Consider the following 23,853-nt stretch of genomic DNA (forward strand, 5'->3'; position numbering starts at 1 on the left):
GAGGGCGGTGCGGAAATCCGTTCCGGCATGGATGCCGGAACGGGTGCAGAAGGCAGGCCCTCTGAGGCAGAGCCTGCCGGTAGTAAGGCAGCGGAAGGCCGTGAAGCTGGAGACGCAGCGGATAGCGCGGCTGCAGGCAGCACAGCGGCGGACAGCCGTGAAACAGGAGATGCAGCAGATAACGAAGCTTCCGGCAGCACAGCGGCGAACAGCAACGCAGCCGGAGACGATTCGGATAGCCAGGAGTCCGGTGGCGGCGTCAAAGGATTTTTGAGCAGCTTGTTTGGAGATGATGCCGGACCGGGACAGGGAGCCGGAGCGGACTCCGGTGACGGACAGAATCAGGATACTGAAGCTGCGGACGAGCTTGGCCAGCCGGGCCGGCCGCAGGGAGATTCCGCCTCAGCTGAACAAGGAGATAAAGCTGCAAGCGGAGCGGAATCTGGTGGGGATAGCGGAGCGGAACCCGGTGCGGATATCGGAGTGGATTCCGGAGCAACCGGTTACGGGGACCACGATTTGCAGGCTTCCGATGGAGCGGGTACACCGGATCAGGAGGGCCCGGCCAAACCTGATCAAGGCAGTCCGGATACAGAGAAGACTACCGCCCAGGGAACAAGTGGGCAAGATGAGGACAAGCAGGAGGCCGAGGTATCGGCTGCAGACGATAATGCAGGCACAGCTTCAGCATCCGGCGAAGACAACCCGCCAGCTCCAGCCTCAGGCAGCCAGTCACAGGATACGGAGACATCAGACGAACTAGGTGCCGAGACACCGGAGAAGAGCCATAAAGGATTTTTTGCCAGATTGTTCGGAGATGATGAAGAATCTGAGGAAGAAGAGCAGAACACTTCTGGTGCGGATAAGGGTGAAGAGGGATCGTCAAGGCAGGCACAGAGCGGGGGTTCCGCAAGTAATGACACAGATAAATCTGGAGCCCCTCAGAAGGCCGGGGATCAGTCCGGCAGCAAGGCTAAGAAGGCCAAGTCCAGTCAAGGGGCGGACTCCGCCGGTAAGCCCAAAGATCTGCTTCAGCAGAAACGCGACAATGAACGTTCTGACTCTCTGGAGGAGTCTATTAAGTACTGGCAAGGCAATGATAAGGTATCGACCAACCTGGAGGATACCAAAAAAACCCTGACCGAAGTCATGGGCCTGGGTTCATCCTTTGATATCGTCTTCAGGGAAATGTCCTTTGGGGGCCGGCGCGTTGCGCTGCTCTGCATCAGCGGGTTCGCCAAGGATACCATTATTGACGAGATTCTGAAGCGTCTGACCTATCTGACCCCGGATAATATATCTACCGATGTGTTCGCCAGCTTCATGAGCGAATATATTCCCCATGTCCAGGTAGAGAAGGGCGAGCTGCTCAGCGAGAGCATCAATAAAGTCTTGTCAGGCATGAGCGTGTTCTTCATTGAGGGCGAAAGCCAGGTTATTATCATGGATACCCGTTCGTATCCTTCGCGCAGCCCTGATGAGCCTTCGATTGAACGGGTGGTCCGCGGAGCGCGCGACGGCTTCACAGAGACGCTCCTGAGCAACGTGGCTCTGGTCAGAAGACGGATTCGCGACCCGGGGCTGAAATACGAGATGCATCAGATTGGACGCCGGACCCGGACCGATGTCTGCGTAGCCTATATTGACGATATCGTCGACAAGACTCAGGTGCAGGCCGTTACCGATAAGCTGAAAAGCGTCGATATCGACGGGATTCCCCTTGCTGACAAACAGCTCGAGGAGGCCATTGTCGGCGGCGGATGGAACCCGTATCCGCTGGTCCGGTACTCGGAGCGGCCGGATATTGTGGCCTCCCATCTGCTGGAGGGCAGAGTGGTAGTCTTCGTGGATACCTCGCCGAGTGTCATGGTGCTGCCGACGACGTTCTTTGATCTCTGCCAGCATGCGGAAGAGAACCGCCAGACGCCTTTTATGGGAAGCTACCTGCGCTGGGTGCGCTTCATCGGGATCTTTGCCTCGATGTTCCTGCTGCCGCTGTGGATGCTGCTGGTCCTTCATCCGGAGCTGAAGCCGGCCATGCTGGATTTTATCGGTCCGCAAAAGACGGCGAAAATTCCGCTTATCGCCCAATTCTTAATCGTTGAATTAGGGGTGGATCTTCTGCGGATGGCCGCCGTCCATACACCGACACCGCTCGGCTCGGCGATGGGTCTGATTGCTGCGATACTGGTAGGTGACATCGCCGTGCAGACCGGTCTTTTTGTCAACGAGGTGGTGCTCTACATGGCAGTGGCCTCCATCGGGATGTTCGCAACGCCGAGCTATGAGCTAGGGCTGGCCAACCGGATTGTCAGGCTTGCACTACTGCTGGCGGTGGCCGCTTTCCAGATTCCCGGCTTCATGATCGGGACAACGCTGCTGGTGGTGCTCTTGACTACACACCGTTCCTACAATTCTTCGTATTTGTGGCCGTTTATACCGTTTAATGCAAAAGCAATGGGTGAAATCCTCCTGCGCCAGCCGGTGCTCAACTCCAAAACAAGGCCTTCCTTCAACAAAACACGGGATAATACCCGGATGCCGCCTAAACAGGAGAAGGAACACAAGTCGTAGGAAAATACAAATCAACTGCAAATTAGTCCATTCTATGGAGTTCCCTCTGTCTGCTATACTGAATACACTAAACAGCCCCGCAAGAAAGTGGAATTCCTCTCCTGAGGCCATACTTTATGTAACGCTGCGGGGTTCTGTAACATATACTAGACAGGGTGGAACAGATATTCCACAGAAATTGGAGGACTGCGCAATGTTTTTACACGGGACGAGCCGAATTAACGATGCAGGGCATTTGGAAATCGGCGGATGTGATGTGACAGAATTGAAAGCGGAGTATGGTACCCCGCTATATATAGTGGACGAGCAATTGGTCCGGCGCCGCTGCCGCGAGTACATGGACGCTTTTACAGCTTCCGGACTCGGTTTCCAGGTTGCCTACGCCAGTAAGGCTTTCTCAACGATGGCCATGTGCCGGTTAGCGGATGAGGAAGGACTGTCGCTGGATGTTGTTTCCGATGGTGAGCTGTATACCGCGCTGCAAGCCGGCTTCCCGGCAGAACGCATTCACTTCCACGGTAATAACAAGACTCCGGATGAGATTGAAATGGCGATCGATGCAGGCATCGGCTGCTTTGTAGTCGATAACCTGGTTGAACTCAGCCTGCTGCAGGCGATTGCTGCCCGCAAGGAAGTAACGGTTAATATTCTGCTCCGGGTTACTCCGGGCGTAGAAGCGCATGCCCACCATGCCTACGCATCGACCGGACAGACGGATTCCAAATTCGGGTTCGATATCGGCAACGGCTCAGCGCAGGAAGCGGTAAGGCAGGCAGACGGCAAAGCCAATTTGAACCTGCTTGGCGTTCATTCCCATATCGGCTCGCAGATTTTTGAGACAGAGGGCTTCCAGCTTGCAATTGAGCGGATCGCCGAGTTCACCCGCAAAGTGAAGGAAGAGCTGGCCATCAGCTTCCCGGTCGTCAATCTTGGCGGCGGATTCGGTATCCGTTATGTGGATGGAGATACTCCACTGCAGGTTTCCGAGTATGTTGCAGCCATTACGGATGCAGTGAAGACGCACTTCGCCGGTATCGGTGATGGGCTGCCGCAGATCTGGGTTGAGCCGGGCCGCAGTATCGTAGGCGATGCCGGTACGACCTTGTACACCGTAGGAACGAGCAAAGAAATTCCTGGTGTGCGCAAATATGTTGCCGTTGACGGCGGAATGACGGACAATCCGCGTCCGGCACTGTATGAATCCAAGTACGAAGCAGTGCTCGCAAGCCGTGCGACTGAGCCTAACGAGGAGACCGTATCCATCGCCGGCAAATGCTGCGAGAGCGGGGATATGCTGATCTGGGATGTAGAGCTGCCGAAGGTAGAGAGCGGCGATCTGCTCGCTGTTGCCTGCACAGGCGCCTACAATTACTCCATGGCCAGCAACTATAACCGTATCCGCCGTCCGGCGGTAGTCTTCGTACAGAACGGCCAGAGCGATCTGGTGGTTCGCCGTGAATCGCATCAGGATATCGTGGCCAATGATATTGTGCCGGCACGTATTGCCAAACAGACCGTTACGAAATAAACCTTAACCGCTGCGCAGGCAGCGGGGCAGTCAAACAGGGCAGGCGGGAATCGTTCCCGCTTGCTTTGCTTTGTGCCCCATTTCATAGTAAACTAATAAAAGTGTTCTATATTTGTCATTTCGAAAGGGGTCATTTACATATGGCTAAGCAAGCGAAAATTACACTCGAAAACGGCGGTGTCGTGCTGATCGACTTGTTCGAACAGGATGCGCCTAATACTGTAGCAAACTTTGAGAAACTGGCTAAAGATGGATTCTACAACGGACTGTTGTTCCACCGTGTAATTCCAGGTTTCGTAGCTCAAGGCGGCTGTCCTAACGGAACAGGCTCCGGCGGCCCTGGTTATACCATCAACTGCGAAATCAACCCGAACAAGCATGAGCGCGGCTCCCTGGCTATGGCCCATGCGGGTAAGAACACAGGCGGAAGCCAGTTCTACATCGCTTATGCACCACAGCCTCACCTTGACGGAGTACACACTGTATTCGGTAAAGTGGTTGAAGGTATGGATCAAGTCGATGCTTTCAAAGGCCGCGACAAAATGGCTACCGTTGAAGTAGTAGAAGTATAATACAAGCATCGTCAAAAGCACCCGGCTGGATCATCCAGCCGGGTACAAGCATCGTCAAAAGCCCCCGGCTGGATCATCCAGCCGGGTGCTTTTTTTTTGCACATATATGCTTTTACCTCATACTGGTCCAGCCTCTGCGGCCGCGCCGGGAGGCATACAGCTCGGGCAGCTTGAAGAAGATCAGGAACATCAGCAGGAAGATGACAAAGGCAAAGGCCTCTTCGACGAGCAGATAATACGGATAGGGGCCGAAATAATCAAGTACGGAGAACGTGCTGGGCTTGTGAGCCAGAAACATATAGTTGGAATCCAGCAGCATATCGGCGGCATAGACACATACGGCGATAACATTCAGGCAGAGCATGGTGAAGAAGAGCGAGCGCCAGGTAGGCTTGTAGCCTTCAATCCAGGTCATGTACAGGGATGCCAGAATAATCGACCCGTGGGCAATGAAGAACAGCAGGAAGCGGAAATGCGGAAACGGGTAGACCAGATTAGGCGTAAGCAGGGCGATGAATGCACCGCCGATCCCGGCAAAGTAGAGAAAAGAATACAGCAGCCTGCTGCGTGTAAGAAGCATGATTACCGACAAGAGCAGGGTAATGCCGCATAGTTCAAGCGGCAGGGAGGAACTGCGGCTCCAGATATCCTGGGAGACATACCAGACATGCAGCCCGCCCTCGCAGGCGATCAGCAGCAGTACCAGCAGCATGCGGACACTGCGCCTCAGACCGGAATGTGTACGCAGGGTGAAACGTGATCCGTAGAGCAGCAGACAGCATAGGGCGACGATCGACAGGGCAATGAGATGCGGGGTTGAGAACATTAAGAAATCATGATTACGATGGCGGTCCCAAAAAAGATTAAGGTTCACTGTGCTCTCTCCTTGAATCCAGAAATAAATAAAAGAAAATAAAAGTTCAGAATTTGAATATAACTGATTCTAAAGATCTAGTCTTAGGTGATATAAGTATATATCGTTCGGGCTAGACAGAAAAGACAGGAGTATCGGTTTATTTACATAAGATGGACGCATATGCCCGTATACATAACGACCCATCAGGCGGAGTGTTTTTACCGGTGCGTTCGGCAGCCATCTTTTCTGTATGCTCGTTTCATATCAAATTTAAGAACGGGGGCTTCAGGGAAATGGTGAAAAAAAGAACAAGTCTGGCAATTGTGATAATCATGCTGTTTGTGCAGTATGCCTACGGACTGGGGTTCACCCAGCAGGTTAAAGCGGAGGGAATCGAGCAGGACAGAGATATTATTACCAGTGTATCGATGGCCGTGTATGGGCCGGACGGACAGACGGTAACCGGAAGTGTATATGATGTGGACTCTACTGTTACGCTGGATTATACCTGGTCGCTTCCCAACGGGCACGGGTATACTCAGGGAGATAGCTTCACCTTCCAGCTTCCTGAACAATTCGAGCTGTTCAATGATATCCAGGGCGGACTCGTGTCCGACGATGGAGATGTCGGGACGTTCACAGTGAGCCAGTCGACACATCAGATAGTCATGACTTTCAACGACTACATCGAGAGTCATGACAACGTACAGGGCACCCTGCGGATTAATACCAAATTCGATAAACAGGTGATAAGCGGCAGTACGGTTCAGCAGATTCTATTCCCCGTAAACGGCGGAATACAGACCATTAGCGTGGCATTTAAGCCATCCGTGGGTTCGACGATTGAGAAGAAGGGCGTGTCCAGCGGCTTCAATGCTGATCATATCTTCTGGACGGTGGATGTCAATAAGAAGCTTGAACCGGTCAGCAATGCGGTGGTGACAGACCCTGTTCCTGCCGGGTTGTCGCTGGACAGCACGGTAACCCTTGCGGTGTACCAGCTGAATGTTCTGCTTGACGGTACAGTGACCCAAGGCCAGCTTGTAGACAGCAGCAAATATACCGCTGACGTTTCCGGCGGTGCACTTGTTCTCCGCTTCACGGACTCTGTAATCACAGGTGCGTACCGCATTGCCTATACAACACAGGTAGTCAGCGACAGTCTGACCAGCTTCACGAATACCGCTACCTTCACCGGTGATGGACGTGATCCGGTAAGCAGCTCGGCTACAGTCGTTATTGAACGCGGAGGAAGCATCAAGAAGAAGGCAGCCAGCTATGAGTGGGGGAAGCAGACCATCAGCTGGGCTATTGAATACAACTACAATAAACGCACGATCTCTGCAGAGAATGCGGTGTTGACAGATGTATTCAATCATTCCCAGCAGCTGGTTGCAGACTCGCTGCGGATTTATCCGGTGACGCTGGATTCTGCAGGAGGAGCTACGAAAGGGACGGCTCTAACCGCAGGTGCAGACTATACAGTAACGCCGGTTGTTGAAGGCACAAACGCCGGATTCAAACTGGAGTTTGCAGATGCTGTGACCTCTGCATATCTGATCGAATATAAGACCAAAGCAGTAGACCGCGTATTCAGCGACACCACTATTACCAACACTGTCTCAGACAGTACTTATAACGATAAGGCTACACAGCTTATCCGGCCGGCCATCATTTATAAGAATTTGTCAGGAGTCAACTACGCCACCCATGTAACGGATTGGAAGATTACGCTGAACGGCGATAATTATCCGATGAGCCAGGTAGTGGTTACGGATAGTTTCCCGTACGGCGGCCAGAAGTTTATCGCGGGTTCACTGGTCGTACGCAATGAAGCCGGCACCGTGCTTAATGCTTCAGCGTATTCACTGATTGCCGGTTCACCGGCACAGCCTAACGAAGGCTTCAAGGTGAAATTCAATTCGCCGATCAGCGGCACATACACAATTAGTTATCAGACTGAATTCAGTAATGACTGGCTTACAGGTACTACAGATAATTTCATTAACGTAGCGCGGATTGACTGGAAGGACAGCGCGAATAACGCTCAATGGACAGAAGCCAGAGGGCAGTTCATTCCGGGCCCTGAGGTGAAGAACAACGGCTTCAAATCCGGGGTATATGATGCGTCTGCCAAAGAGATCACCTGGACAATGGGCGTCAATTACAACAGTAAGGCTATTGCTGATCCCCGGGTAACAGACATATTGAACGCGGGACAGTCACTTGTGCCGGGTTCACTAAAAGTGTACCGGATGAATATTGCTCCCGGAGGGGCTCACAGTTTCGGCACCGAACTTGCCGGCAGCTCCTATAGCTACACTGTCGGAAGCGGGAATGAGCTTCAGGTGGATTTTGACAATGCGATCAATTCACCTTACTATGTTGTATTCAAAACAAGCCTTGCAGGGCAGTTGATTGGTACTACCGTTGCTAACACAGCCAATCTGCTGGATGGCACCAAGAAAGTCTCCAAAGATCTGAAGGCCTCGGTGAATATTCCGCATGGCGACGAATATGTGTTCAAAGACGGCGTTCAGAACGGTGATAAGCTGCAGTGGACGATCGCTATTAACCGGACACAGTCCCATGTGAAGGATGCCGTTATTACAGATGTGCCAAGTACCAATCAGATTCTGCTGCCGGACACGTTCCATCTGTACCGGACAGTTACTGCCGTGAATGGTGATGTAACGAAGAGCGGACCTGAGCTTGTAAAGGATACGGATTATACCTTGAATATCAGTGCTGATGCAGAGGGTAAGCAGACCTTCGTGCTTAGCTTCCTCCAGGATATCCATTCCGCATATGTGCTTGAATATCAATCCCTGATCGTAGCGAATACGGGGGATAAGTTGGTCAATACCGTTAACCTTAGCGGTAATAATGTCGTACTGGTCAACAAGGATACCAGTAAAGAGATCATAGTCGGCGTATCCAGCGGCTCGGGAACAGGCAGCGGGGTCAGAGGAACGCTGAATGTCCACAAAATTGATGCGGATGACAGCACCAAAGCACTTGCAGGTGCCACCTTTGAATTGTACCGCCTGAATGGCAGCGATCGTGTGCTTGTGAATACCCGGACTACGGATGCAGCGGGCAATGCAGTATTCAACAATATCTGGCTGGGCAGCTATGTCCTGATTGAAACTGCAGCACCGGCAGGTTATGTGTTAGATACAAGTGAGCATGCGGTCACCATCGGTTCATCCGCAGCAGTGAATCTGACCGTAACGAATACTCCTGCGGAGCAGCCGACAGCCACGCCAACGCCAATACCGACGGCCACCATTGCGCCGACAGAAGCGCCTACAGCCACACCGCTTCCAACGGTACCGCCTGTAGAGACAGCTGGGCCAACAACTGCTCCAACGGCAACGAATGGACCGGAGGCGACGCCTAATCCTACAGCACCGCCAGTCACACCTGATATTACGCCGGTACCAACACCGGTGGGCACGGTAGTTCCGGGGATCATTATCGATGATCTGGAAATTCCGGCAGGTCCAGGCTTACCCGCAACAGCGCAGCCATCTGCGCCGGTAGCAGTGGTTACACCTGCACCAGTCACGCCGGCACCGGAAGTGCCGGTTGATGAGGACATTCCGCTCGGCGGTGTTGATATTGAAGATGAAGACATCCCGCAAGGGACGGTCACGGCAACAGACTCCGGAGGGACACTGCCGCAGACCGGAGAGAACAGCCCGTTGCCGATCTATATGGCAGGACTCGGTTTGATCCTGATCGGGTTCGTATTACACCGGGTGTACAGACGGAACCGGAATCAGGAATAAACGGTAGCTAATCAGGACAGCTGATCATAGGATCAGCCTTCACCAAGAGCAGGCGGCAGAAAATAGCTGCCTGCTCTTTTTGCCGTGACTTAAGAAAGGCTTAGAATAGATTGGTCATCTGCGGCGAAAATGCTATAATTACTAAAATTCAAAGTTTCGGAGGGATATAGCAATGTCCATGTGGAAGGAATTCAAAAGCTTCGCCATGAAGGGGAATGTGCTTGATCTGGCAGTGGCGGTTGTAATCGGGGCGGCTTTCGGCAAAATTGTTACTTCATTGGTTAGTGACATCATTATGCCGCTCATCGGCCTAATAAGTGGAGATACCAATCTGAAGGAGCTTCATCTGGGCAGCGGAGAAGCCGCCGTGAATTACGGCCTGTTCTTACAGTCCGTACTGGATTTCTTCATTATTTCATTCTCTATCTTTCTGGTAGTGAAGCTGACCAGCAGATTCAGACGCAAGGAAACTGTTAAAGTCGAAGTTGTCGAACCCCCTGCTCCGGCACCGGAGGTTGCGCTGCTGATCGAAATTCGTGATTTGCTGAGAGCGGACAAGCAGCATGAGTCAGGGAATTAAGGGAACTAAGTTACATAAATAAAGTAAATTTCCGAAACACACTTGCATTTCTTGCACGTAAGTGATAATTTTGTTGTAGGCAAAACTTGTTTTTCAACTGAATATATCAATCCTTCAGGGCAGGGTGTAATTCCCTACCGGCGGTGATGCTGTTAGATTGGCTGTTTCTGGCCAGTTCTGCTGCTCAGTCCGCTACCCGATCCGTATGCTGGTGATACGGACGGTGGACCTGGTGCAATTCCGGGACCGACAGTATAGTCTGGATGGAAGAAGGAGAGATTGACGTGCTGTGCTTATGTAGGCGGCCGTGCTGCAGTATTTTCGAATATTACGTGCGAATTTTCACAATGCCATAAGTCCGGCGCTTATTTACGCACCTATTTTTTGAGCTGCTGTTACCTCTCGTATATCCCGTCTTGAACTCCTCCTGGAGATTGAGACGGGTTTTTCTGTTTAAACTGTGCACATTATGAATATAGCCTGCTGATTGGAGGGAAGTCACATGGATAAGATGAATGATGAGTTTTATATGTCTCTTGCGCTGGACATGGCGGAAAGGGCTCAAGGACAGACCGGAATCAATCCCGTGGTCGGATGTGTAGTTGTGAAGGATGGTGCCATGATCGGGATCGGCACGCATCTGCAGCGCGGTACCGGGCATGCCGAGGTCCATGCGCTCAACATGGCTGCTGGTAAGGCACAGGGAAGCACAGCGTATGTTACGCTCGAGCCCTGCAGCCATTATGGCATCACGCCTCCCTGCAGCCAGCGCCTGATCGATGAAGGAGTCGCAAGGGTTGTCGTTGCCTGTGAAGATCCTAATCCGCAGGTTGCAGGCCGCGGGGTTGAGATGCTGCGCGAGCAGGGCATCGAGGTAGAGGTAGGCCTGCTTCGGAGCCGCGCTATCCGGCTGAATGAGAAGTTTATCAAATACATTCTGACGAAGCAGCCTTTCGTTACACTGAAGAGCGCCAGCACCTTGGACGGCAAAATTGCCACCCGTACTGGGGATAGCAAATGGATATCCAATGCTGAATCCCGGGAGCTAGTACATACCCTGCGCCATCGCCATCAGGGAATCATGGTCGGGGTGAATACGGTGATTGCCGATAATCCTTCGCTGACGACCAGGCTGAATGTGCCCGGGCTCAATCCAATCAGGATTATCATCGACTCTACACTGAGGCTGCCTCTAGAGAGCGCCGTTGTCACTGACGGACTGGCACCTACGGTGGTCGTTACCACTGAAGCGGGTGATCCGGCGCGGAAGGCAGCACTGCTCGCTGCGGGTGTTCAGGTTGTTGCCGCAGGCAGCGGACCGCGTGTCGATCTGCAGGCCGCGATGATAGCATTGGGCGGAATGGAGATCGGCTCCATCCTGCTCGAAGGCGGCGGCACGCTGAACGGAGCGATGCTGGAGCAGGGACTGGTAGACCGCGTAGTTCTCTTCTTCGCTCCGAAGATTGTCGGAGGCGGCGATGCTGCGGCAGGTACCTTCGACTTCCCGGGTGTGGAACTGATGCGGGATGCCATTACGCTCGAAGGATTGGAAGTGGAAGTGCTCGGGGATAATGTCTGTATCAGCGGCACCCCGGCGCGCTAACAGCGGATAAGATCAAGAAATCGGGTGGCGGGCAGCGGCCGGAAGTCCAAATGTTCACCGCCGTGACGACTATGCTTCAAGCTCAAATCTTAAGTGCGTCTTATATAGTTATGAAGGAGGGATAGTATGTTCACCGGCCTGATTGAAGAGGTGGGTATCCTCCGCAGCGTCACCAGCGGAGGGGAGATGATGGTGCTGAATATCGGCGCCTCCCTCATTATGGGAGATCTGAAGATTGGCGACAGCGTCTCCGTCAATGGGGTCTGCCTTACAGCCACATCCATAGGCGACCATTATTTCACGGTTGATGTGATGCCTCAGACCTACCGCAACAGCAATCTCAAAAACTTACGGACCGGGGGCAAAATGAACCTGGAGCGTGCGATGGCAGCCGGCGGACGGTTCGGAGGGCATATTGTCCAGGGGCATGTGGATGGAACCGGTGAGATCCGCAGCGTGAAGCGCGATCAGAATGCGGTGGTATTCGAAATTGCGCCGGACCGCAAATCGCTGTTTAAGTACATCATCCCCAAAGGCTCCATTACGATTGACGGCATCAGCCTCACCGTAGTGGATACAGAGTCGTCCACGTTCACTGTCTCTATCATTCCCCACACCCTTGGAGAAACGGTGCTGGCCCATAAACGGCCGGGTGACAGTATCAATATCGAATGTGATGTGCTGGGCAAGTATGTGGATCATCTGCTGCATTATGGTTCACGTTCCGGCGATGAAGAAGATAAGAAGAGCTCGAAGATCAGCCACGATTTTCTGGCGGCCAACGGGTTTGTATAATTAAAGATTAGGCATACGGCAGCCGGTAAGGCAGCGTACAGCCATCAGGAGGACAGTAACATGAGCCAGCAAGACAAGAAGGACAGTGTCCTGGACCCGATTGAGGATGCGATTTATGATTTGATGCGCGGGAAGGTGATCATCGTTGTCGATGATGAGGACCGCGAGAATGAAGGGGACTTCATCGCCCTTGCCGAACGGGCAACCCCTGAAGTTATTAACTTCATGATTACCGAGGGACGCGGACTGGTCTGCGTGCCGATTACCCCGGAACGTGCAGAGGAACTGGATCTGCAGCCGATGGTGGCCCAGAATACCGATAACCACGGCACCGCTTTTACCGTATCGATTGACCATAAGGATACGACTACCGGTATTTCCGCCGGGGAAAGATCCATGACCATCAAGGCGATGCTGGACCCGAATGCGAAGCCTTCCGACTTCCGCAGACCGGGCCATATGTTCCCGCTGATCGCGAAGAAGGGCGGGGTATTACGGCGTTCAGGCCATACGGAAGCCGCTGTTGATCTGGCCCGCATGTGCGGCGCTTATCCGGCGAGCGTCATTTGTGAAGTGGTGAAGGTTGACGGCACGATGGCCCGCCTGCCTGACCTGATCGAGATCGCGGGGAAACATGATCTCAAGCTGATCAGCATCAAGGACCTCATTCACTACCGTAATGAGAAGGAGCATCTGGTTACCCGCGAGGTTGCTGTGAATCTGCCGACCGATTTCGGTGATTTCCAGACGATTGCCTACACGAATGAAGTGGATGACAAAGAGCATGTTGCTCTGGTAAAAGGTGATATCTCCGGTGACGAGCCGGTGCTGGTGCGTGTGCATTCCGAGTGCCTGACCGGCGATGTATTCCATTCCCACCGCTGCGACTGCGGCCCGCAGTTTGAAGCGGCGCTGCGCCAGATTGAAGAAGCAGGCCGAGGGGTGCTGCTCTATATGCGCCAGGAAGGCCGGGGGATTGGCCTGATCAACAAGCTGCGTGCCTACAAGCTGCAGGAGGAAGGACTGGATACGGTAGATGCCAACCTGAAGCTGGGCTTCGCCGCAGATCTGCGTGATTACGGCATCGGTGCACAGATTCTCAAGGACCTGGGCGTCCGCCAGATCAGACTGCTGACCAACAATCCGCGCAAGATCAAAGGGCTGGAAGGCTACGGCCTTGAAGTGGTGGAGCGCGTAGCCATCCAGATGCCGGAGAACAAGGACAACACTAAGTATCTTCATACGAAGCAGGCCAAGCTTGGCCATCTGCTGACTTTTGACAAGATCGAACAAAACGAGGATTCCAAAATTTAATTATAGAATCACTAACTTATACATGAAGGGTTGATGAGCATAATGCCGAATTATTTTGAAGGACATTTAGTATCTGAAGGATTGAAATACGGGGTTGTCGTAGGACGTTTCAACGAATTTATTACAAGCAAGCTGCTCTCCGGAGCGCTCGATGCCTTCAAACGCCATGGCGTAGCTGACGATGAAGTGGATGTTGCCTGGGTACCGGGAGTATTCGAAATTCCTCTGATCGCGCAAAAAATGGCCGAAAGCGGCAAGTATGATGCAGTAATCACACTGGGTACAGTTATTCGCGGATCTACAACACACTATGATTATGTGTGCAATGAAGTAGCCAAGGGCGTAGCAGCCATTAATCTCAAGACAGGCGTTCCGACGATCTTCGGCGTGGTAACGACCGAGAATATCGAACAGGCCATTGAGCGTTCCGGAACCAAAGCGGGCAATAAAGGCTGGGATGCGGCGACTGCTGCCATCGAAATGGCGAACCTGAACAAGCTGTTTAAATAACACCCCTCTTGACGAATCAGCGTAAGTCGTGCTTATTTATATGTATGAGAAGAAAGCATGAACATAAGGAGCTGCGAGGAAATTAGTATCCGCTTTTGTTGACAAATCTCCATGGGTTTGAGAGTTTGTCAACAAATTAGCGGTACTTTATTTCGTCGCAGTCTCAAGGATCTTTCTACTTGTGTAGCGTCCGTGTGGCGCTGCACTTTACTTTTTTTGGGCTGGAGGAAACCGCGTGACTGTATTGTACAAGCTGGAGACGTTCGAAGGTCCGCTCGATCTGCTCTTGCATTTGATTGACAAAGCGGAAATCGACATCCAGGACATTCCGGTCAGCGAGATCACCGAGCAGTACATGGAATACCTGCAGGGGATGCAGGAGCTTGAGCTGGATATCACCAGCGAATTTCTGGTTATGGCTGCTACCCTCTTGTCGATCAAGAGCAAGCTGCTGCTGCCGAAGCCGCCGGTGATCGAAATTGAGGATTTCGATTATTACGAGGACGACGGATATGATCCGCGGGCGGAGCTGGTACAGCGGCTGATTGAATACCGCAAATTCAAGAGCATTGCTGTGCAGCTGCTGGATATGGAGAGCGAGCGCAGCCTGATTTTCACGAAGGAGCCCGAGGATCTGGGCCCCTTTGTTCCTACAGAGACCGATAATACGTTGAAGGGACTGCACACCGCTGATTTGATTGCCGCGTTCCGTAAGGCGCTGAGCAAAGCGGCCCGGAGATCCTCTTATCAGCGGATTACCCGTGATGAGATTTCGGTGAAAGACCGGATTCGTGATGTGTCGGAAGCACTGCAGCGTAAGGGGATGGGTGGCAGACTGCGCTTTTCGTCGCTTTTGCATGATGAGATGGCCCGGCATGAGATTGTAGTGACCTTCCTGGCCATTCTGGAGCTGATGAAGATGAAGGCGATTTTCTGCTACCAGGAGAAATTATTTGACGATATTGTGATGGAGTGGAGAGGAGGAGAGGAAGTCAGTGGACTACAACACGCTGAAATCAATTATTGAAGGCCTGCTGTTTCTCTCAGGGGATGAAGGTTTATCTGTACGCCAGATTGCCGAGATTACCGAACAGCGGCCCGATCTGGCTACACGGGCGCTGGAGGATTTGAAAGACGATTACAGCTCGCAGGGCCGGGGCCTGCAGGTAGTGCAGATCGCCGGGAATTACCGTCTGGCGACACTGCCGGAGCATGCACAATATTTTGAGCGTCTGGCGTATTCCCCTTCCAGATCATCCCTGTCCCAGGCAGCGCTGGAGACACTTGCGATTGTGGCTTACCGCCAGCCTATTACAAGAGTGGAGATCGAAGAAATCCGCGGGGTGAAGTCCGAACGGGCCATTCATACGCTGGGGAATAAGGATCTGATTCATGAGGTGGGCCGGGCAGAGGCTGTCGGCCGTCCGATCCTGTACGGAACGACCAAGTCCTTCCTGGACAGCTTTGGCCTGGCCAGCCTGAAGGAGCTTCCGGAGCCGTCGAGCTTCGACACTTCAGAGGGCCTGGAAGAAGAGACGCAGCTGCTCTTCAGCAAGCTGGACAGCCAGATGACCTTTGAAGAGGTAGAGACAGAATAGACGCAGCGGATACGCGCTGTTCCAGAAATGCCGTTGTCCCCGCCGGGACAGCGGCATTTTTTTTGGCGGCAGATTCTTTTTGGAGATCTTTGCAGAAATGCCGAATTTTATCCGGCAGGATTTGCCATACTAAACCAGAGGCTCCACTATTCACATTACCTGAGGCTGCTTGGAGGTTACGATTGTGACGTTATGGCTTGCGATACCCTTATCCCTGCTGCTGCTGGTTATTCTGCTGTGCCTGCTGGTTCTGGCTTCATCGATTCATTTTCATTTCCGTCTATGCAGGCTGGGAAAGGATGACCGTATTGAATTTGATATTAAAGCTGTATACGGGCTGGTCAAAATCCATTATGAGCTGCCTGCGCTGGTTTTTGACAGCCTTGAACAAGGCATTAAGGTTAAGCTCGAAAAAAGCGGAATCGCCCCGGTGAAAATGGACAGCGACAAAGAAGAGAAAATCGACCGGGAATCCGTGGCGGAATGGTTAAAGAACATCCGTACTGCACTCAAGGCAACCCGCGGTCTCAAAAAATGGCTGGTTGGCACGTTATCGCATGTCCGGATTACCAAGCTGGACTGGTCCACGGATTTCTCGCTGGGCGATGCGGCAGATACGGCAACCGCGGCTGGGGCTTTATGGGGCATGAAGTGGACCATGATCGGCTGGGTATCGCGTTTCGTCAGACTGCAGCGGAATCCGCGGATGTTCGTTGCCCCGGTGTTCCGGGACGAGCCCTGTTTCTCAACGGAAGCGGTCTGCACAGGCAAGCTTTCTGCAGGCTATGCTTTTTATGCGGGACTGTTATTATTGCGGCGTGTTTCGAAGGTGGAAGGTGGCCTCGGGAGATGGAAGAAACTGCTTAGCCGGGGCCAGTGATAAAAAGACTACATACTCCCTTCCATAGTGGGCAAGATAAGACTGCAGGTACACTTATATACACACGAGGAGGAGAAAAACAATGTCAGATCATCCTATTCAAGGTCTCATGCAGACGGCTATGGAAAATATCAAAGGCATGGTGGATGTAAATACCATTGTCGGAGATCCAGTAGAAACACCAGATGGCAGTATCATTCTGCCGATCAGTAAGGTCGCGTTCGGTTTTGCCGCAGGCGGCAGTGACTTCCGGGTGGAAGACGATGCTCCGGGCGTGAACGGCAGCGGAACCGGAGTCAAAATGCTTCCCTTCGGGGGCGGTAGCGGGGGCGGTGTATCCATACGGCCAATCGCTTTTCTGGTAGTGGGCAGGGATGGGGTACATATTGTGCCGCTTGACAATCAAACCCATCTGTTCGAGAAAATCATTGATGCAACACCTAACCTGATCGATAAAATCCAGAATATGTTCCAGCCGAACGGCATGCCGTTGGGGGCAGACGCAGCAGGTACCACGGTGACCAAAACCGTAGTGAAGACCGAGCCGGATACGCATTCATCGGCACACTAACACACCGGTTGAACGCGGCGGGATAAGAATAAGCGGGGGTATCGCCTTTCAAAGGTGATATCCCTTTTTTGACGGACAGAAGCGGATGGGACATACCAGTCCCCCGTACCGCATACACTTGTACAACCAGGCAAGACGGAAGAACCGCTGCCCTAGACCTGATAAGAAGCCGGAGGATGAACATGAAGACATTAACCCGAAAATCGTTGATTTCCTTAATATTGTGTTTACTGCTGCTTGCACTGGTGCCGTTGTCTTCTATCCGGGCTGAGAACAGTTCTATATCCACTCATGCCAGAGCGGCGGCGCTGATCGATGTGGAGTCGGGAAGACTTCTATACAGCAGCCGCGGGGATGAGCCGATGCTGATTGCCAGTTTGACCAAAATAATGACAGCACTTGTAGCGATAGAGAACGGTGATTTGACCTCAAAGGTCAAGGTCGGCAAAAATGCTTTTGCCAAGGAAGGTTCTTCACTGTATCTGAAGCAGGGCGAAGAAATGACGCTGGAGGATATGCTGTACGGATTAATGCTGCGTTCAGGTAATGATGCGGCAACCGCGATTGCCGAGCATGTCGGAGGCTCCGAACAGGGCTTCGTCTATCTGATGAATGCCAAGGCGGAGGAGCTTAACTTAACCCATACGCATTTTGCCAATCCGCACGGGCTCGATGCCGAAGGGCACTACTCCAGCGCAAATGATCTGGCTGTATTGACTGCTTACGCGATGCATAACCCTGTGTTCAAGGAGATTGTGGCTACCAAAGAGAAGACGGCGGACAATCCGTATGAGAAATGGGATTACAAGTGGAGCAATAAAAATAAAATGCTGCGCCTCTACGAAGGGGCGGATGGTGTGAAGACGGGTTATACCAAAAAAGCACTCCGCTGCCTTGTCAGCTCCGCTACACGAAACGGCCAGCAGCTGGTCGCTGTTACGCTGAATGACGGCAATGACTGGAATGACCATTCGGCGCTGCTGGATTTCGGCTTCAACCACTATCCGCTCAAGACATTAGTAGAACGCGGAGAAACCGTCAGCGGCTACCCCCTGGTTACCGGCAAGGATTTCGCCTATCCGCTCGGACAAGGGGAAGAGGCAAGGCTTGTTAGCAAGCTGGTATTAAGCGAAGAGAAGAGTACCGCGGGAAAAGAGGCGCGTGCCAGTGCCGGCACTAAGACCAGCACCAACACCAGCACCAGCACCAACACCAGCAGCTTCGGGCTGAAGGGTGTAATTATAATGCAGCTGGGCGGCAAGGAAATCGGCCGGGTTCCGGTGTATACGCCAAGCCAGCTGCCGCCGGAAACATCACCCTATGAGAAGAAATACAGTCCTGCGGGAGGTACTGCTTATCCGGCGGACAACTGGCTGCAGGCATTCGGCAGCGCGCTGCGTGCCATGTTCCAGAGCGGCGAAGATCAGAGATAGTTGTATAATGTGCAATTAAAAACAGCGAAAAGGGTTGCTTGCAACTTATAAGTGTAGTCTGTACAACTAAATCTGCCCGAATCGCTGGAAATCATCTACACCTGGTAGTTTAATTGCACGAAATACAACTAAACGGATAATAGGTTGAGAATCAGACGTTTTAGTTGTACAAAGTGCAATTAAGCCTACCGCATATACCGTAATATGGTCATTGCAAACCCTCCGTAAGTGATTTACTAAAGGGTTTCACTAGTTTAAATCTGACGCTCAACTAATGGTCAATTGGCGCTCAACTAGCGCTTAACTAGCGCTCAATTAGCACTCTACTAGCATTCAACTAGCTCCGTAGTCAGACCGTCTTATCGTATCTTGCTAATGCCTTGAGGGGCGTTAGGTGGAGAAAAGGCATCTGTTAATGCGGAAAGCTAAATATTCGAAGACGTAGTTGGATAAACAACATCTAATTTCATTCAAATTGGCGGATTCACTAGGGTATGGGCAGAATTAAGCAGCAAAAATCCATCTAAAATCCATAAAACAGCTGAAATCCGGAGAGTAAGTAACATAAATTCCACTATTCCACCGGAGTATAACGTTAAAGTAAGATGTCATACTCAGACAGTAGCATCTGTACTTGGTTCACTTTAAGCCGACTTCCAAATTGGGATTATGCAGAGGGCTTGGGCAGATAAGAAGAATAGAGCTGGAGGAGGGGATAAGCATGTTAAATGGTATCTGGCTGGGGATGATCCTGATCGGGTTTGTATTTGCGGCGGTAAACGGACGGATGAACGAATTCACAGCTGCCGTGTTTGACGGTGCCAAAAGCGGGGTCACCGTAAGCTTCGGGCTGATCAGTGTGCTGGTGTTCTGGCTGGGGATTATGCGGATTGCGGAGGATGCAGACCTGCTGAAGAAGATCTCCAGAGTATTGGGACCGGTAGTATCGTTTCTGTTTCCGGACGTGCCCAAAGGCCATCCTGCGATTGGTTATATTCTCTCCAATATGAGCGCCAACCTGCTGGGACTCGGAAATGCCGCTACCCCTATGGGCATTAAGGCGATGCAGGAGCTGCAGACACTCAATCCGGATAAGGAAACCGCAACGCCTGCCATGTGTACCCTGCTTGCACTGAACACTGCCAGTATCACGCTGATTCCGGCAACTCTGATTGCAATCCGGCTGAATTACGGATCGGCTGACCCGGCGGCAATCGTCGGTACCACGCTGGCGGCGACGGCGGTGGCTACTCTTGCCGCCATTGCTGCGGACAGGCTGTGCCGCCGCCTGACACTGCTGCGCAGGCCGCCCGGACCGCCGCCTGCGATAAGGTCCGGCACCGCTGCAGCGAAAGGGAGTGCCACGCTCCCACATTCTTCAGTGAAAGGGTGAGCCTTCCTTGTTCCAGTTAATCAGTCTAATATCCGCCTGGGCAATTCCGGTAATGGTCACCTTTATTCCGCTGTATGCTTTCTCCCGCAAGGTTCCGGTCTACGAATCTTTCGTGGAAGGTGCGAAAGACGGATTCGGCACAGCCATTGCGATTATCCCCCATCTGGTCGGCATGCTGGTGGCGATCAGTGTCTTCCGCGCTTCGGGTGCGCTGGACTTCCTGATGGGCTTTGTAAGCCCTCTTGTACAAAGTCTTGGGATTCCTGCTGAAGTCCTCCCGCTCGGTCTCCTGCGCCCTCTGACGGGCACTGGATCACTTGCCTATACCACAGATCTGATCCGGGTCCACGGCCCGGACTCGTTGATAGGCATGATTGCTTCTACTATACAGGGCAGCACGGATACAACCTTATATGTACTGACTGTTTATTTCGGCGCTGTGGGGATCCGCAACGGCCGTTATGCCCTTAAGGTGGGCCTGTTCTCAGATGTCGTCGGCTTTATCGCAGCTATTGCGGTATGTCTGCTGGTATTCGGGTAAGGAAGGAGGAATGCATTTGTTTTTATTCATTTGATCCGGCATGCGGCTGACGTTATACGGGAAGAGTGGAAGCAGGAGCAGGAGCAGGACCGAAAAGATCTGGCTCGCAAACTGCTGATTTTATGTGGAGGGTTTATCCTGCTTCTCCTGATTGATTTCCTAGTGCTGAATGTAGGCCGGGAACACGCAGGAAGTGGCGTCCTGCAATACAATGCAGTGCTTGGGGTCATCGTGTTCTCAGGACTCTTAGCGCTTTTTGCCTGAAGGAAGATTCTAGCTGCCTTCATGGGATGCTTATACATATATGATCTGATTATGTTACATTATTACGCAGCCAACATTACCGGTAATGGTCTGGATGATTTCGGACGTGGCTTAAACAGCATGTTCAGTTCATTCATGAATCTGATTGTTGTCGGTGCGGCACTTTTATTAGACTGAGCTGTTCCGCTGGAAGAGCCGGACGATACGATATTTTAGTGAATGGGCACTGCTGTACATTGATAAGTTAAAGGGAGCATGGAGCAAAGTGGAACTTATTATTTTTCTATTGGCCTGTTACATACTCGGTTTACTGTATCTGCTCCATTTCGGGAAAGATGTTTTTGAGACAGCGTGGAATTTGGACCGCCGCGTCCTGATTCGCAATTTACTGCTGTTCTTTGGAGTATTTTGCCTGCTTCTCGTTATTGGCTTTCTCGTTTTGAATGTAAACCGGAAGCTTGCGGGAGGGGACTCGATTTTATTTTTGAATATTTTTTGCGGAGCTGTTGTACTTGCCATCCTGCTAGGCATCTTTGCCGGCCGGTATGTTTTCGCAGGGATTATATCTATTTTGTATGTGTTTGATCTTGTTCAGTTTCATCAATTCCTTGCAGCCATTACCGGAGACTCTTCAAAGGACAGCGGTATCGGTTACGGATATCTCTTTACTTTGTTTATAAATCTGGCTGGTTTTGCCGCAGCTGTTTTTATAGATCATATTGTCCAGCGGAGAACCAAGGCTTAAGGTTACATAAGGATTTGAAGCTGTATGTTGATATGGGGGTTGTACACCCATGCTGGCGCTATGTTTAAATGACTATTTAACCCGCACTAACCCGCACTAACCCGCACTAATCCGCTCTTAAGACTACTCCAATTAGTACCCGAACCACCGCTGACCAACGGGGTACATGCAAAATGTTGTAAGGACTACAACTCACATACAGTGAAAAGCCGGTTTGCGGGAGGATTGTTGTATGTAGTACAAGAATTTTTTCATCTTTCTCCTAAAAGGAGGGGAAATGATACCTTTTATACAACAATCTTCGATTAAGGCCGATATCTCGAAGGAAATGTTGTATTTCGTGCAGGATTTAGACTGCGAGATAATGGTACAGGCAACGCAGCCACCCGGAAGCTCAAATAATCATCGAAGCTGGCTCTAAGCTGATATTTTAAGTTCAGCTTATCTCTGCTTCTCTGCTTTCTTAACGTTTGTTCCAAGCGCTGCGCAGCAGCCGCTTTGCCTTACAGTCCTCACCTATCACCCCGGGGTGAGGAGTAGTTGTTTCATTCTTTGATGTAGTTGGCAGCCTGGCGCAGGCGGAGTAACGGCCAGGAAGTTTGGAACAGGAGGAGCGTCAGCGACGGCGGCCGCTTTGCCTTACAGTCCTCACCTATCACCCCGGGGTGAGGAGTAGTTGTTTCATTCTTTGATGTAGTTGGCAGCCTGGCGCAGGCGGAGTAACGGCCAGGAAGTTTGGAACAGGAGGAGCGTCAGCGACCGCCTTTAAAGTTGGATTTCAACTGCCGCATGGCAGTAGAGTCAAGGAATTCCAACTTTAACAGCGGCCGGAAGTCCAAACATTCCCCGGAGTTACGATTAGTCCGCGCCCGCTTTTGCCCTCGCGTCCCGCGTCTGCTTCCGCGCCCCTCGCCGGCTTTTGCCCTCGCGTCCCGCGTCTGTCCCCAAGCCCGCGCCCGCTTTTGCCCTCACGTTCCCCGCGCTCTCAGGCCACGCCACGAGCCCCAAAGATTTTAACAACCGGCCATCACCCCGCACCTCCCCACTTCATATGCTATTTCAGCAATACGGAGGAAGGAGGGCAAGGGATGGAATACAAAGGCTTTATTCTTCATCATTCCCGCTGTCCGTCCATTAACGGCAAGGGCTTTGACTTCTGGGTCGGGCTGGAAGGGGGGATCTACGCTGCGCCGCTGCTGACAGATCCCGAACATATTCATATCTGCCTGGAAGGCAACTACGGTGAAGCGGATGAGCTTCCCGGCTTACCGGAACGCCAGCAGCAGCTATTTGCGGCAGGTAAACTCATTTTGGAGCTGGCAGGGCGCTATCAAATTGCGCCATTACTCGTTGAACCGCATAGCAAAACTTGTCCGGGAGCATTTTTTCCATGGAATGATCTTGTGATTTATCCCTCCGATGGTTATCATTAACCTGAGGTGAGTAGTCGAAAATGGAAAGATTACAGAAAATTTTGGCGCAAGCAGGAGTTGCGTCCAGACGCAAATGTGAAGAAATGATTTTGGCCGGTAAAGTGGAAGTCAACGGGGAACTCGTAACTACGCTTGGCACGAAGGTGGACCCCGCAACAGATATTATTAAGGTCTCCGGTAGACTGATCCGGGGCGAGAACAAAATCTACATCATGTTCAACAAGCCCAAGGGTGTAATTACAAGCGCATCCGATGACAAGGGCCGCAAGGTGGTAACCGATTACCTGAAAGGCATTACAGAGCGCGTATACCCTGTAGGCCGTCTGGATTATGATACGGAGGGGCTGCTGCTGCTGACGAATGACGGTGAGTTTGCCAATCTGCTCACGCATCCGAAGCATCATGTGCCGAAGACGTATCTGGCGACGGTCAAGGGTGTACCGCACGGCACGGCGCTGGACAAGCTGAAGGCCGGAATTAAGCTGGAAGACGGCATGACGGCTCCGGCGGAAGTTGAATACAAAGATGTCGATGAAGCGAATAAGGAAACGGTCATCAGCATTACCATTCATGAAGGCCGTAACCGTCAGGTACGGCGGATGTTTGAAGCAATTGCCCATCCGGTGATCCGCCTGAAACGGATTTCGTTCGGAGATATCCTGCTCCAGAATCTCAAACGCGGTTCCTACCGTCATTTGACTAAGGATGAAATCAATCATCTGCAGCAAATAGCCAAGGCCGGGGCGCTAAGAGAGAATACGACACGCAAAGACACATAAAGTTCACAATTCCCCCTCCTAAAACTGTGACAATATTCGTTATAATGTTCATAGGATGTTCACACCTAACAACTAAAGTAATGAGTTGCG

20 protein-coding genes and 1 riboswitch are annotated in these 23,853 nt (G+C 52.0%); of the genes, 19 read left to right on the forward strand and 1 reads right to left on the reverse strand.

Annotation, left to right across the window (positions count from 1 at the left end; translation table 11 throughout):
* Positions 1–807 precede the first annotated feature (807 nt).
* The 3 genes from QW71_RS41410 to QW71_RS18435 all read left to right on the forward strand — a co-directional run bounded on the left by QW71_RS41410 (position 808) and on the right by QW71_RS18435 (position 4,674).
* A complete protein-coding gene (locus QW71_RS41410; protein ID WP_373604781.1) occupies positions 808–2,574 on the forward strand; it encodes a spore germination protein in 1,767 nt (588 codons plus the stop codon).
* 193 nt (positions 2,575–2,767) lie between these two features.
* On the forward strand, positions 2,768–4,102 hold the full coding sequence (lysA, locus tag QW71_RS18430) for a diaminopimelate decarboxylase (protein ID WP_039301669.1): 1,335 nt from the start codon (positions 2,768–2,770) through the stop codon (positions 4,100–4,102).
* Positions 4,103–4,242: 140 nt separating this feature from the next.
* Entirely contained in the window at positions 4,243–4,674 is a 432-nt protein-coding gene (locus QW71_RS18435) for a peptidylprolyl isomerase (RefSeq protein ID WP_039301672.1), read from the forward strand.
* A 112-nt stretch (positions 4,675–4,786) separates the two neighbouring features.
* Here QW71_RS18435 and QW71_RS18440 read toward each other — a convergent pair whose 3' ends face one another.
* Positions 4,787–5,548: a TIGR02206 family membrane protein gene (locus QW71_RS18440; protein ID WP_039301674.1), complete on the reverse strand. Its 762-nt coding sequence runs from the start codon at positions 5,546–5,548 to the stop codon at positions 4,787–4,789.
* Positions 5,549–5,823: 275 nt separating this feature from the next.
* On the opposite strand from QW71_RS18440, the gene QW71_RS18445 reads away from it, so the two are divergent.
* From QW71_RS18445 to QW71_RS18525, 16 genes are all read left to right on the forward strand, one after another.
* Positions 5,824–9,324: an LPXTG cell wall anchor domain-containing protein gene (locus QW71_RS18445; protein ID WP_047013848.1), complete on the forward strand. Its 3,501-nt coding sequence runs from the start codon at positions 5,824–5,826 to the stop codon at positions 9,322–9,324.
* Between the two features lie 178 nt (positions 9,325–9,502).
* Positions 9,503–9,904, forward strand: a complete 402-nt coding sequence (gene mscL, locus QW71_RS18450) for a large conductance mechanosensitive channel protein MscL (RefSeq protein WP_200905937.1) — start codon at positions 9,503–9,505, stop codon at positions 9,902–9,904.
* A gap of 106 nt (positions 9,905–10,010) precedes the next feature.
* Positions 10,011–10,183: riboswitch (FMN riboswitch) on the forward strand.
* A 223-nt stretch (positions 10,184–10,406) separates the two neighbouring features.
* Positions 10,407–11,507 (forward strand): bifunctional diaminohydroxyphosphoribosylaminopyrimidine deaminase/5-amino-6-(5-phosphoribosylamino)uracil reductase RibD, encoded by a 1,101-nt coding sequence (gene ribD, locus QW71_RS18455; RefSeq protein ID WP_039301680.1) that lies wholly within the window; start codon positions 10,407–10,409, stop codon positions 11,505–11,507.
* Between the two features lie 126 nt (positions 11,508–11,633).
* Positions 11,634–12,302: a riboflavin synthase gene (gene ribE, locus QW71_RS18460; protein WP_039301682.1), complete on the forward strand. Its 669-nt coding sequence runs from the start codon at positions 11,634–11,636 to the stop codon at positions 12,300–12,302.
* 60 nt (positions 12,303–12,362) lie between these two features.
* The gene (locus tag QW71_RS18465; RefSeq protein ID WP_039301685.1) at positions 12,363–13,616 is read left to right on the forward strand and encodes a bifunctional 3,4-dihydroxy-2-butanone-4-phosphate synthase/GTP cyclohydrolase II; all 1,254 of its coding nucleotides are present in this window, start codon (positions 12,363–12,365) and stop codon (positions 13,614–13,616) included.
* Between the two features lie 42 nt (positions 13,617–13,658).
* Positions 13,659–14,126, forward strand: a complete 468-nt coding sequence (gene ribE / locus QW71_RS18470; protein ID WP_036727378.1) for a 6,7-dimethyl-8-ribityllumazine synthase — start codon at positions 13,659–13,661, stop codon at positions 14,124–14,126.
* Between the two features lie 235 nt (positions 14,127–14,361).
* Positions 14,362–15,153: a ScpA family protein gene (locus tag QW71_RS18475; protein WP_039301688.1), complete on the forward strand. Its 792-nt coding sequence runs from the start codon at positions 14,362–14,364 to the stop codon at positions 15,151–15,153.
* Positions 15,122–15,724 carry an SMC-Scp complex subunit ScpB gene (gene scpB / locus QW71_RS18480; RefSeq protein WP_039301691.1) on the forward strand — a complete coding sequence of 201 codons (603 nt, stop codon included), beginning with the start codon at positions 15,122–15,124 and terminating at the stop codon, positions 15,722–15,724. Before QW71_RS18475 ends, scpB begins: the two co-directional genes overlap by 32 nt.
* 184 nt (positions 15,725–15,908) lie before the next feature.
* Positions 15,909–16,604: a DUF2953 domain-containing protein gene (locus QW71_RS18485; protein ID WP_052770082.1), complete on the forward strand. Its 696-nt coding sequence runs from the start codon at positions 15,909–15,911 to the stop codon at positions 16,602–16,604.
* A gap of 82 nt (positions 16,605–16,686) precedes the next feature.
* Positions 16,687–17,175: a GerW family sporulation protein gene (gene ytfJ, locus QW71_RS18490; protein ID WP_039301696.1), complete on the forward strand. Its 489-nt coding sequence runs from the start codon at positions 16,687–16,689 to the stop codon at positions 17,173–17,175.
* A 176-nt stretch (positions 17,176–17,351) separates the two neighbouring features.
* Complete coding sequence (locus tag QW71_RS18495; RefSeq protein ID WP_047013846.1) at positions 17,352–18,608, forward strand: D-alanyl-D-alanine carboxypeptidase family protein; 1,257 nt, start codon at positions 17,352–17,354, stop codon at positions 18,606–18,608.
* Positions 18,609–19,329: 721 nt separating this feature from the next.
* The gene (locus QW71_RS18500) at positions 19,330–20,001 is read left to right on the forward strand and encodes a nucleoside recognition domain-containing protein (RefSeq protein ID WP_039301699.1); all 672 of its coding nucleotides are present in this window, start codon (positions 19,330–19,332) and stop codon (positions 19,999–20,001) included.
* 52 nt (positions 20,002–20,053) lie between these two features.
* Positions 20,054–20,542, forward strand: a complete 489-nt coding sequence (locus QW71_RS18505; RefSeq protein WP_042141358.1) for a spore maturation protein — start codon at positions 20,054–20,056, stop codon at positions 20,540–20,542.
* Between the two features lie 529 nt (positions 20,543–21,071).
* On the forward strand, positions 21,072–21,551 hold the full coding sequence (locus QW71_RS18515; RefSeq protein WP_039301708.1) for a hypothetical protein: 480 nt from the start codon (positions 21,072–21,074) through the stop codon (positions 21,549–21,551).
* Between the two features lie 1,088 nt (positions 21,552–22,639).
* Entirely contained in the window at positions 22,640–22,984 is a 345-nt protein-coding gene (locus tag QW71_RS18520) for an N-acetylmuramoyl-L-alanine amidase (RefSeq protein ID WP_039301711.1), read from the forward strand.
* 20 nt (positions 22,985–23,004) lie between these two features.
* Positions 23,005–23,763, forward strand: coding sequence for a pseudouridine synthase (locus QW71_RS18525; protein WP_039301714.1), 759 nt, complete (start codon positions 23,005–23,007; stop codon positions 23,761–23,763).
* Positions 23,764–23,853 lie beyond the last annotated feature (90 nt).

Origin of the sequence: Paenibacillus sp. IHB B 3415 (assembly GCF_000802655.2) — a bacterium.
Lineage (GTDB): Bacteria > Bacillota > Bacilli > Paenibacillales > Paenibacillaceae > Paenibacillus_AQ > Paenibacillus_AQ phytohabitans.